Source organism: Mycobacterium asiaticum (assembly GCF_001668675.1).
Classification (GTDB): domain Bacteria; phylum Actinomycetota; class Actinomycetes; order Mycobacteriales; family Mycobacteriaceae; genus Mycobacterium; species Mycobacterium asiaticum_D.
The window spans coordinates 1-11,221 of sequence record NZ_LZKQ01000128.1 but is presented as its reverse complement, the minus strand read 5'-3'; the positions used below and the strand labels follow the sequence as shown (position 1 = coordinate 11,221).

10 protein-coding genes are annotated in these 11,221 nt (G+C 70.0%); 3 read left to right on the top strand and 7 right to left on the bottom strand.

Annotation, left to right across the window (positions count from 1 at the left end; all coding sequences use genetic code 11):
- The coding region (locus A9X01_RS32210) for a hypothetical protein (protein ID WP_436405260.1) at positions 1 to 82 on the top strand (82 nt) is incomplete at its 5' end.
- A gap of 86 nt (positions 83 to 168) precedes the next feature.
- Here A9X01_RS32210 and A9X01_RS29010 read toward each other — a convergent pair.
- The 3 genes from A9X01_RS29010 to A9X01_RS11265 form a co-directional block, all read right to left on the bottom strand.
- Positions 169 to 432, bottom strand: a complete 264-nt coding sequence (locus A9X01_RS29010; RefSeq protein ID WP_081282326.1) for a WhiB family transcriptional regulator — start codon at positions 430 to 432, stop codon at positions 169 to 171.
- 130 nt (positions 433 to 562) lie between these two features.
- Positions 563 to 703, bottom strand: a complete 141-nt coding sequence (locus tag A9X01_RS29810) for a hypothetical protein (protein WP_155772030.1) — start codon at positions 701 to 703, stop codon at positions 563 to 565.
- Positions 704 to 809: 106 nt separating this feature from the next.
- A complete protein-coding gene (locus tag A9X01_RS11265) occupies positions 810 to 2,918 on the bottom strand; it encodes an ATP-dependent DNA helicase UvrD2 (protein WP_172832491.1) in 2,109 nt (702 codons plus the stop codon).
- Between the two features lie 100 nt (positions 2,919 to 3,018).
- On the opposite strand from A9X01_RS11265, the gene mrx1 reads away from it, so the two are divergent.
- Entirely contained in the window at positions 3,019 to 3,273 is a 255-nt protein-coding gene (gene mrx1 / locus A9X01_RS11260) for a mycoredoxin Mrx1 (RefSeq protein ID WP_065120857.1), read from the top strand.
- Positions 3,274 to 3,333: 60 nt separating this feature from the next.
- A complete protein-coding gene (locus A9X01_RS11255) occupies positions 3,334 to 3,966 on the top strand; it encodes a sensor domain-containing protein (RefSeq protein WP_065120855.1) in 633 nt (210 codons plus the stop codon).
- Here the strand turns inward: A9X01_RS11255 and nudC are convergent.
- The 4 genes from nudC to A9X01_RS11235 form a co-directional block, all read right to left on the bottom strand.
- Positions 3,959 to 4,879 (bottom strand): NAD(+) diphosphatase, encoded by a 921-nt coding sequence (nudC, locus tag A9X01_RS11250; protein WP_065120853.1) that lies wholly within the window; start codon positions 4,877 to 4,879, stop codon positions 3,959 to 3,961. The two genes, A9X01_RS11255 and nudC, sit on opposite strands and share 8 nt — an antisense overlap.
- Positions 4,880 to 4,882: 3 nt before the next feature.
- Positions 4,883 to 5,965 (bottom strand): potassium channel family protein, encoded by a 1,083-nt coding sequence (locus A9X01_RS11245; RefSeq protein ID WP_065120851.1) that lies wholly within the window; start codon positions 5,963 to 5,965, stop codon positions 4,883 to 4,885.
- Between the two features lie 10 nt (positions 5,966 to 5,975).
- Complete coding sequence (locus tag A9X01_RS11240) at positions 5,976 to 9,230, bottom strand: ATP-dependent helicase (protein ID WP_065120850.1); 3,255 nt, start codon at positions 9,228 to 9,230, stop codon at positions 5,976 to 5,978.
- Positions 9,227 to 11,221, bottom strand: a 1,995-nt coding sequence (locus A9X01_RS11235) for a UrvD/REP family ATP-dependent DNA helicase (RefSeq protein WP_172832490.1), incomplete at its 5' end; no start/stop codon positions are given. The genes A9X01_RS11235 and A9X01_RS11240, both read right to left, overlap by 4 nt.

The window sequence follows — 11,221 nt, the reverse complement described above, 5'->3', positions numbered from 1 at the left end:
CGATGCGCATGTGCCGATCAAGGCGCTGACCGAAGAGTTGATCCCGGGCTTCAACGAACCGGACGCGGCCGCGCTGGTCTAGCGGCGCCCGCGAGTCCGGGGCCCCCGCGAGCAGACGCCAAAGCACCCGCACGCTGCGCGTGTCGGGTGCTTTGGCGTCTGCTCGCCCTAGGCGGCCTCCTTGCGAGGACGCCCACGTGGACGCTTGCGGCTGACGACCGATCCCCGCTCGAAGATCTCGCCGCCCCAAACTCCCCACGGCTCAGCCCTTTCCAGCGCGGCCGCCAGGCACTGGCGCCGGATAGGACAGCTGGCGCACAGCGTCTTGGCGCGCTCGAGGTCGGTCGGGGTTTCGGCGAACCACAGGTCCGGATCGCCGGCATGACATGGCAGGACCGGCTGCGTCCGTCTGGGGACTGTCAGAGCCGACATGTCCTGTTCACCTGCTTCCTGGTCGGTTGATTGTCTTCGCGATCCGGACCAGGGAGGTTGTCTCCCAAAAGAATCGGCCACGGATCCGGTGACTTCGGGTCCGTGGCCATTTGGCGAAATTAGGGGGTCTCTACGTCGAGCCCCGATTCACGGACGCTTCAGTCGCGGCGGCGACACGGTACTTACCCGCGGCCGCCGGTGCGGCGGCATGCGCCTTGGGCAGGCGGGTAGCCGCCGATACGCCGAACACGGTCATGTTCGTAGTGATCATTGCGGGCCACCCTCCTTCCGGGTCTCGACAGAGGCCAACGTGCATCGAGAGTAGAGAATACCACCGCAGCCTGACAACCGATTTTCTGACCTGCGGAAATGCACCGTCAGCGGGCTCGGCGAACCAGCTCCAACACGTCGGGTCCGTACTGTTCGAGCTTGCGCGCGCCGATGCCAGGGATGGCTATCAGGCCGGCCTCGTCGGTGGGCCGCAGCTCGGCGATCGCGATCAGCGTGTTGTCGCTGAACACGATGTAGGCGGGAACGTCCTGTTCCTTGGCGGTGTCGCGCCGCCAGTCTTTGAGCTGCAGCAGCAGGTCCTCGTCGACGTCGCCGGAACAGGATTCGCAACGTCGCAACATGATCGCCGCCGGCGTGGTCAGGTCCTTGTTGCAGACCCGGCAGCGCGCCGGACCCCGGTTGCGGCGCGACTTCGGCGGTGTCGCCTCGACCCGGGTCTGCGGCGCGATGCCGTTGAGGAAGCGCGACGGCTTGCGGCTCTGCCGGCCGCCCGCCGAACGGGCCAGCGCCCAGCTGAGCGCCAAATGCACGCGGGCCCTGGTGATTCCGACGTACAGCAACCGACGTTCTTCTTCGACGGCCTCGCTGTCGGGGCCATGCGCGAGGGCATGCGAGATGGGCAGCGTGCCGTCGGCCAAACCGACCAGGAACACCGCATCCCATTCCAGCCCCTTGGCCGCGTGCAGGGAGGCCAGGGTGACGCCCTGCACCACCGGTGGGTGGCGCGCGTCGGCGCGCACCCGCAACTCGGCCACCAAACCGGGCAGGTCCAGCTGCGGACGCTGCGCCACCTCGTCCTCAACCAGTTCGGCCAGCGCGCCCAGCGCCTCCCAACGGTCACGCGCCCGGGTGCCGACCGGTGGCTCGGCGGTGAGGCCGAGCGGCTCCAGCACCCCGCGCACCAGTTCCGGCAGGCCCGGTTGATCACCCTCGGTGCCGCGCTCGGCGGCGCGGCGCAGAGCCAGCAGCGCCTGCTTGATCTCCTGGCGGTTGAAGAACCCTTCACCCCCGCGGACCTGGTAGGCGATGCCGGCCTCGGTGAGCGCCTCCTCGTAGACCTCGGACTGAGCGTTCACCCGGTAGAGGATCGCGATTTCGGCCGGCGCGGTGCCGGATTCGATGAGCGCGGCGATCTGGGCGGCGACGGCGGCGGCCTCGGTGGCCTCGTCGGGATGTTCGCGGAAGGACGGCGCCAGGCCCGGTTCGCGCTGCCCGATCAGTTGCAGCTTGCTGCCCGCGACGCGCCCCCGGGCCGCGGCGATCACCTGGTTGGCCAGCGACACCACCTGCGGGGTGGACCGGTAGTCGCGTTCCAGCCGCACCACCGTCGCATCCGGGAAGCGCCGCGAGAAGTCGAGCAGGTAGCGCGGCGAGGCCCCGGTGAACGAGTAGATGGTCTGGTTGGCGTCCCCGACGACGGTCAGGTCGTCGCGGTCACCGAGCCAGGCCGTCAGCACCCGCTGCTGCAGCGGCGTCACGTCCTGGTACTCGTCGACGACGAAGCAGCGGTAGCGGTCGCGGAACTCCGCGGCCACCGCCGCGTCGTTCTCGATCGCGGCGGCGGTGTGCAGCAGCAGGTCGTCGAAATCCAGCAGCGTGACGGCCTCGTCGCGCACCTTCAGAGCCTCGTACGCCGTGTAGACGGCCACTACCTTCTCGGCGTCCATCGGGGTGTCGCGGCCGGCGGCGGCCACCGCGCTCGCGTAGTCCTCCGGGACGATCAGGGACGCCTTGGCCCATTCGATCTCGCCGGCGAGGTCCCGTACGTCATCGGTGCTGACGTTGAGCCGGCAGCGGGCGGCCGCGCGGGCGACGACGGCGAACTTCGTGTCCATCAGTTCCCAGCGGGTGTTGCCGACCACCCGCGGCCAGAAGTACCGCAGCTGACGGTGCGCGGCGGCGTGGAAGGTGAGCGCCTGCACAGCCCCGACGCCCGAACCGAGCTGCGCCGCCGCGTCGAGTGAGCGCAACCGCGACCGCATCTCCCCCGCAGCGCGCTGTGTGAAGGTGACGGCCAGCACCTGGGCGGCCGCGACGTGGCCACCGGCCACCAGCTGCGCGATGCGGTGGGTAATGGTGCGGGTTTTGCCGGTCCCGGCGCCGGCCAGCACACAGACCGGACCGCGCGGGGCCAGCACGGCCTCACGCTGCTCGTCGTCCAGTCCCGTGATCAACGGGTCGGCCACCACCGGCATGGCGTCCATCTTGACAGTCCCGGCCGACAAACCTGGTGTGTCGGCCCGGCCGTCGGGGTCGCGCTCGGAATTGTTCATCGCCCGGCTACGTTAAGGGGTCATGACCAACGCTGCGCTGACCATTTACTCGACGACCTGGTGTGGCTACTGCTTCCGGCTCAAGACCGCACTCAAGGCTCAGGGCATTTCGTACGACGAGGTCGACATCGAGCAGGACCCGGCGGCCGCGGACTTCGTCAGCTCCGTCAACGGCGGCAACCGCACCGTCCCGACCGTCAAGTTCGCCGACGGGTCAACGCTGACCAACCCGAGCGCGAATGAGGTGAAGGCCAAGCTGGCCCACGCCGCCGGCTGAGGCCGACTCGGCCGAAATGAGTGCACGGCACTGGGTCTGGTCGCCTTTACGATTAGCTCCATGGCATCGGCGCTGGCCCGGCGAGTGGTTGTGGTCGTCTGCTGTGCAGTGCTTATCGGTTGCTCGCACCACAACGCCCCGGCCGCGACCCCAACCGGCACACCCAGTGCCGACGCGCTGATCGTCAGCGTCGAAGAGGTGCGGCGCATCGCCAACTACGAGGAGCTGACCGCGCACGCGCACGCCGACCTGCGGCATCCGCCGTCCGGCGACGTGAACGCGCCGGGTCCGTGCCGGGCGGCCGGCACCAGTGACCTCACCTTCGCGGGCGGGTGGACCGAGTTCCGCAGCGCCGGCTACAGCGGGGTGACCGACGACATCGACCCGGGCGGGCTGGCCCTGGTGGACTCGGTCAGCCAGGCCGTAGCGATCTACCCCGACACGCACGCCGCGCGCAACGCACTGGACCAACTGGAATCGTCGCTGAACGCCTGCGTCGCGCTGCACGACCCCAAGTACGACTTCAAGCTGGACAAACCCAGCCCGGGCACGCTGCGGATCACCGACAACGGGTGGAGCCATCAGTACCGCGTGAAGAACACGGTGTTGATGTCGGTGGGTGTGCTGGGCATCGAACCGGCCGAGCGGATCGCCGCGACGATCCTCGACAGCATCACCGAGCGGATCAAATAGCGGCCCAGGACTCGATGATCACCCGGGCAATCGAAATCGACCCGGGCAGAAGCAGTTTCGAGTCCGACCTGCTGGACCAATCGCCGGCGTCCAGGGCCTCGCGCACCTCGTCGCGGGTGAACCAGGCGGCCTCGGCGATCTCGCCGTCGTTGAACGCGAACTCCTCGTCCGGGTCGGCCACGGCGTGGAACCCGACCATCAACGAGCGCGGGAACGGCCAGGGCTGGCTGCCCAGGTAGCGGACATCGCGGACGGTCAGGCCGATCTCCTCGCGGATCTCCCTGGCCACGCAGACCTCGAACGACTCACCGGCTTCGACGAACCCGGCCAGTAGCGAGAACATTCGCGGCGGCCAGGTTGCCTGGCGGGCCAGCACCGCCCGGTCGGCGCCGTCGTGCACCAGACAGATCACCGCCGGGTCGACGCGCGGGAACTCCTCGTGCCCGGTGAGCGGGTTGACGCGTGCCCATCCAGCCCGGGCCGGCTTGGTCGGGGTGCCGTCCACCGGACTGAACCCGGCGCTGTCGTGCCAGTTCAACAGCGCCAGCGCGGACGACACCAGTTGGCTGCTGGTGTCGTCGATGATGCGCCCGAGCCGGCGCAGGTCAAGTACCTCGACATTTTCGGGTCCGTCTTCGGGCGGCTGCAGTGGGCTTCGGATGGCCCAGACGTGCCGGCCGTCCGTGATGCGACCCAGGAACACGGCCTCGGGCGGCGGTTTGTCGCCCAGTGCCGCCGCCGGGCCGAGCACCACCTTGCCGTCGGCCGCCAGCACCTGGTTGCGGGAATCGACCCGCAGCAGCGCGGCTTCGGCCCAGCCGGCCGCGGCGGCATCGACGTCTGTGCGCAGTTGGTCGGCGCGATCCGCGCCGACGCGCGACAACAGCGGAATGTCACGCAGCCGGAAGTCCACGTCCTATCGTTCCTGGCCCTGACGCACGTACAGCAGCCGATCGCTGGCCTCGATGGCGTCCACCTCGGGCGCACCGATCCGCAGCAGCCGGCCGTCGCGCACCACCCCCAGCACAATGTCCTTGAGATGGCGCGGCGAGCCGCCGACCTCTGACTGCTCGACCTCACGTTCGGCGATGGCCAAGCCCTCATCGGGGGTCAGCAGGTCTTCGATCATCTGCACTACGCTGGGCGTGGTGGTGGCCAGGCCGAGTAGCCGGCCGGCGGTCTCCGAGGACACCACGACCGAGTCGGCACCGGACTGCTGCAGGAGGTGCTGGTTCTCGGCTTCGCGGATCGACGCGACAATTTTGGCTTTGGGCGATATCTCCCGCGCGGTCAAGGTGACCAGCACCGCGGTGTCATCGCGGCTGGCGGCCACGATGATCGACGCCGCGTGCTGCGCCCCGGCCAGCCGCAGCACATCGGATTTCGTCGCATCGCCGCTGACGGTGACCAGTCCGGCGGAGGCGGCGCGGTCCAGCGCCGACCGGTCAGTGTCGACGACGACGATCTCGCCCGGGGTCATCTCGTCGCTGAGCATGGCCGCGATGGCCGTTTTGCCTTTGGTGCCATAGCCGATCACGACGGTGTGGTTACGCACTCTGTTCCTCCAACGCTGGATCTTCAGTGCCTGTCGGGACGTTTCGGTGACCACCTCGAGCGTCGTACCGACCAACAAGATCAGGAATGCGATGCGCAGCGGCGTGATGATCAGGACATTGGTTGCCCGCGCGAATTCCGAGATGGGGGTGATGTCACCGTAACCGGTCGTCGACAGGGTCACCGCCGAGTAATACAGGCAATCGAGAAACGTCAGGCGGTCACCCTGCGAGTCGTGGTAGCCGTCTCGGTCGACGTAGACGGTGACGGCCGCGAGGAACAACGCCGCCAGGGCGATGGTGATCCGCCTGGTGATGATGCTCGCGGGACTGGATTGGCCCTGCGGTATGCGCAGCACACCGACGAGCGCGTAGCTGGGCTGGGCCGTCAATCTCTCGTCGAGCCGCCGCAGTCGCCGCCAGCTACCCTTCGCCACGGAGTTCATGTAACCACGGTTAGGCCGTGCAGGGGTGACCGGAGCCTTCCAGCAGTGCGGCCAGCTCTTCGGCGCCGGCCAGCTCGTCGGGGGTGATCGTGATGCCGCTGCGCACGTAGTAAAAGGCGGTACGCACCATCGATTCCGCGCAGCCGTGCAACGCCGACCAGGCCAGCCGGTACACCGACAGCTGGATCGCTGCCTGACGCCGGGCTTCCCGGCCGCGCGGCGGCTCACCGGTTTTCCAGTCCACCACGGTGATGCCACCGTCGGCATCGGTGAAGACCGCGTCGATTCGCCCTCGCACCACGGTGTCGCCGATCGGCATCTCGAAGGGCACCTCGACCGCGATCGGGGTGCGGGCGGCCCACGGCGAGCCGGTGAACTTGTCTTGCAATGCGGCCAGTTCCGCCGAGTCACCGACCTCGGAGTCGGCCGCACCCGGTAGGTCGCCGAGGTCGAACAACAATTCGGCCCCGTAGAACTGCTGCACCCAGGCGTGGAAAGCGTTGCCCAACAGAGCGTGCGGGTCCGGCCGGGCGGGCAGCCGATGGATGAGGCGCTGGGCTGCGGCCTCGGGGTCGCGCGCCAAGTCGACCAGGCCGCTGACAGATAACTGGCTGGGAAGCGTGCGCCGCGGCGGACGCGTCGTACGGGCGCGCTCGGCCAGCAGCGCGTCCACATCGGCAATCCAGCCCTCCACATCGGGCCCGCCGGTGTCCGCCGTTGTCGCTTGGCTGACCAGCATGGCCCCGCGCTCGACGTCACCGCGCCGGGCAGCCAACGGGTCGGCAGGCCATACCGCTTCTGTAACGGTGTCCCGCAATGGGTTTCGGTCCCCTTCGGCAGGCGCTGGCGCCCACTGCTCGACGGTGCCGCAGGGCTCTCCCGCCTCGGCGGAACGGTCGATGATCTCTTTGAGCTCGCACAGGAATTCCGATGGGCCGCGCGGTTTGATGCCGGTGGCTGCCCAGTGATGCCCGGATACCAGCAGCGTGTCCTCGGCCCGCGTCACCGCCACATACAACAGCCTGCGTTCCTCGTCGACGCGGCGCTGGTCGAGTTCGGCGCGATGCTGGGAGATCTTGTCGGACAGCTGCTTTCGGTTAGTCACGGCCGAGGTGTCCAACACCGGGACGCCGAGCGCTCCGGCCCCGGCACGGTCGCCGCGCAGCAACGGCGGCAGCTCGCCGGGGTCGGTGAGCCAGCTGCTACGCGACGCGGTCGACGGGAACGTGCCGCCGGACAGGTGCGCAACCGCGACGACCTGCCATTCCAGTCCCTTGGCGGCGTGCACAGTAAGCACTTGGACGCGGTCGCGGGCGACGGCCGGCGCGCCGGGCGCCAAACCGTTCTCCGCCTCGGCGGCAACGTCAAGGTAGGCAAGCAACCCACCCACCGTGGCTTGATGGGCCCCTGCGCCGGCCCGCTCGGCGTAGCCCGCGACTTCGTCGGTGAAAGCGTCGAGGTGCTCGGTGCCCGACCACTCGCCGGCGGCGGTGGCGCGGACCTCGCAGTCCAGCCCGAGCACCCGACGCACCTCGGCAACCAGGTCGGGCAGGGAGTAGCCGAGATGGCCGCGCAGAGCGGCCAGTTCTGCACCCAGGGCATTGATGCGGGCGTATCCAGCGGCCGAATAGCCGTCGGCCGGCCCGGGGTCGGAGATGGCGTCGGCCAGGCAGGCGGTGTCGGCATCGGCGGTCATCGCGATCGCCTCGGCGGTGGGCGGGTCCGTTGGCCGCGTTGCGCCGCCCAACTCCTGCGCGCGCCGCCACAACGCGGCGATGTCGCGACCGCCGAGGCGCCAGCGCGCCCCGGTGAGCACCCGCATCGCGGCCGCGCCGGCCGTCGGCAGGGCGACCAGGCGCAGCATGGCCACTAGGTCGGCGACCTCGGGGATCGACAACAAACCGGCCAGACCGACGACCTCCACCGGAATTCCTCTGCCGCGCAACACATCCGCGATGGGCGCGGCGTCGGCGTTACGACGCACCAGCACCGCCGCCGTCGGCGGGGCAGCACCGTCGGCGCGGGCGACTGCGTAGCGCTCCTGTATGTGGTCGGCGATCCACTCCCGCTCGACCTGGATGTCGGGCAGCAGCGCTAAGCGCACCGTCCCTGGCGGGCCATCGGGCCGCGGCCGCAGCGGACGCACCGCGACCGAGCGCCGGCGCGCCTCGGCCGAAATGGCGTTCGCGAGTTGCAGCGCGCGGGGCGGGTTGCGCCAGCTGGTCCGCAGTTCCAGCGCCGGCGCCGGCGAGCCGTCGGAGAGTGGGAAGTCGGTGGTGAACCGCGGCAGGTTGGTCGCCGAAGCACCCCGCCAACCGTAGATCGATTGGATCGGGTCGCCGACGGCGGTCAAGGCCATGCCGTCATCCAGGCCGCCGCCGAACAGCGAGGACAACGCGATTCGCTGGGAATGCCCGGTGTCTTGGTACTCGTCGAGCAGCACCACCCGGTACCGGCTGCGCAGATCTTTCCCTACCTGGGGGAACGTCGCAGCCAGCCGGGCCGCGGATGCCATCTGCATCCCGAAGTCCATCACCTTGTCGGTGCGCATGCGGTCGCGCAGGGCGTCGAGCAGCGGCACCAGCTCGGCGCGTTCGGTCTGGGTGGCCAGCATGCGCAGCAGCGACTGGTTGGGGCCGCGGTCGCGCTGGTGTGGCCCGGCGGGCAGGGTGTGCACCAGCCTCTCCAGCTCGACGTGGGTGTCGCGGAGTTGGTCGGTGTCGACGAGGTGCTCTGCCAGCTGGCCCCACAATCGCAACACCAGCGAGGTAACCGCCGCCGGCGTCTTCTCGGTCTGCAGTTCGCCGCGGTAGCCGGCGACGACATCGAAAGCCAGTTGCCAGAGCTCGGTTTCGGTGAGCAGCCGGGTGTCCGGCTCCACCGGCAGCAGCAGGCCGTATTCGCGTAGCAGCGCGCCGGCGAACGCGTGGTAAGTGCTGACGGTCGGCGTGCCGGCCGGCTCACCGCCCGCCGGGGATCCCATACCGGCGCCGGCCAGCCGGGCCAGCCGGGACCGGACGCGGCGCAGCAGTTGGCCGGCCGCCTTGCGGGTGAAGGTCAACCCGAGCACCTGGCTGGGTTCGGCGTAACCGTTCGCGATCAGCCACACCACCCGCGCGGCCATGGTCTCCGTCTTGCCGGCTCCCGCGCCCGCGATCACCACCAGTGGGCCCGGCGGGGCCGCGATAACCGCCGCCTGCTCGTCGGTGGGCGGGAAAACGCCCAGCGCGACGGCCAATTCGGCCGGACTGTAGCGGGGGCTCATTGCGCCGCCGCCTCGGTGTGGGCCGGACAGGACGGCCGGATCGGGCAGTGCGAGCAGCCGTCGTTGCGCCGGGCGACGAACTGCGGTCCGGCGGTGGCCTCGGCCGCCTGCCGAACCAGGGCGCGCCACTGTTCGCGAGCCTGCTCGGTCAGCGGATCCTGCTCGCGCTGGGTGGCACCGGCCGCTCCGGTCTTAGCGGGATAGACCAGCCGGGCCCCGCCCGGCTCGTCACCGGCGGGCAGCATGCCCTCGGCGATCGCCAGCTGATACATCGCCAGCTGGGCGTGTTGCTGCGCGTCGTCCTTACTGACCGGTGTCTTGCCGGTCTTGACGTCCACGATGACCAGCCGCCCGGCGCCGTCACGTTCCAGCCGGTCGATCCGGCCGCGTAACCGGACTTTCCTTCCGCCCGGAGTGTCGAGTACGCCGTCGACGTCGACTTCTACGCCCACCTCGGTCAGCTCACCGCGCGTCTGCGTTCGCCACTCGAGGAATGCGCGGAGCATGGCTTGGTGCCGGGTCAGCTCGTTGGCCGAATGCCAGTCAGCGTCGAACGCCAAGTGCTGCCACACGCGGTCGAGCTCGGCGGACAGCTGCGATTCGGTCTTGCCGGGCTCGGCGATCAGCGCATGCAGCACCGAACCAATGGTGGACCGCAGCGGTCGCGGGTCGGTCCCGCCGTGCCGTTCGGCCAGCCAGCGCAGCGGGCAGTCGGTCAGGGTCTGCAGGGTCGACGGTGTCAGCGTGACGGCATCGTCGGGGCCGCACAGCGCGGCCGCGGTGCTCACCGGGACCAGGCCGTGCCACCCGGTCGGGTCGGCACCCGGCACGCCGGCCGCTGCGAGTCGAGCCAATTGTGTTGCGGCACAAGCGCGGGCGGCGCCGTCCACCGCGCCGTCCGGCGCGCATACCACCGCGCGCAACCGGCCCACCACCGCCGCGGTAGACAAGACCCGGGGAGTCGAGACCGGCTGCGGCGCAACGCTTTCGTGGCCGGCCTCGCGGGCAATCTCGAAGAAGAACGGCGACGGCAGAGCGGCGTCCTGGCCACTTCCCCCCGAATTGCTGTCTACCGCCGTCACCAGCAATCGGCGGCGCGCCCTGCCCATCGCCGCGACCAGCAGCCTGCGCTCCTCGGCCACCAGTGGCGCCCGCATCGACGCATCCTGGGTGACGCCGTCCAGTTCGTCGATCAGCCGCTGGGTGGCCAGGACGCCGCCCCTGGGAATCGTGTTGGGCCACAGGCCGTCCTGCAGACCGGCGATAACTACCAGGTCCCATTCCTGGCCCAGCGCGGCGTGCGGGCTGAGCACCCGAACCTGCTCGACTTCGGCGGCCGGCTCACGGTTGGCCGGCGGTAGCTGCAACGCCGCGACGTGCTCGATCAGCCCGCGCAAGGACGCGCCGGCGGTTCGGGAGACGTAGTCCTCGGTGATGTCGAACAGTGCGGTCACCACCTCCAGGTCCCGGGCGGCCTGAGCCGCCGCCGGCCCACCCCGCTCGATGGCCGACAACCAGCGCCGCTGCAAGCCGGACCGGTGCCACGCCGCCCACAGGGTGTAGCGGGGATCCTGCCCGTCGCGATGGCACCGGGCCGCCGCCGCCCGCACCGCCCGCACCCGGCGGAGGGCGGCCGACTGCGGGCCGGACAGAGGGTCGTCGCCGTCCAACGTTTCGACCAGCGTCACGTCCTTGCGACGCAGCGTCCTGTGGAGCTGGCGAAGCGACACTGGATCGACCCGCCCGATCGGACCGGACACCAGGGCGAGCGCCGTGTCGCCGTCGAGCCCGTCTGCCGTCGCGGCCAAGACGGTGAGTAGCGCACGCGCCGCCGGCTCGTCAGCAAGCGAGCCACCAATCGCCGGAGCCGCAACCGGAACACCAGCGGCCGACAACGCACGCGGCAACCGCGCGCCGGCGCCGAGCACGACGCGATCATCCGGGAACTGCTGGCCGGTGATCTGGCGGACGGACCGGCCGCCGGATCGTGC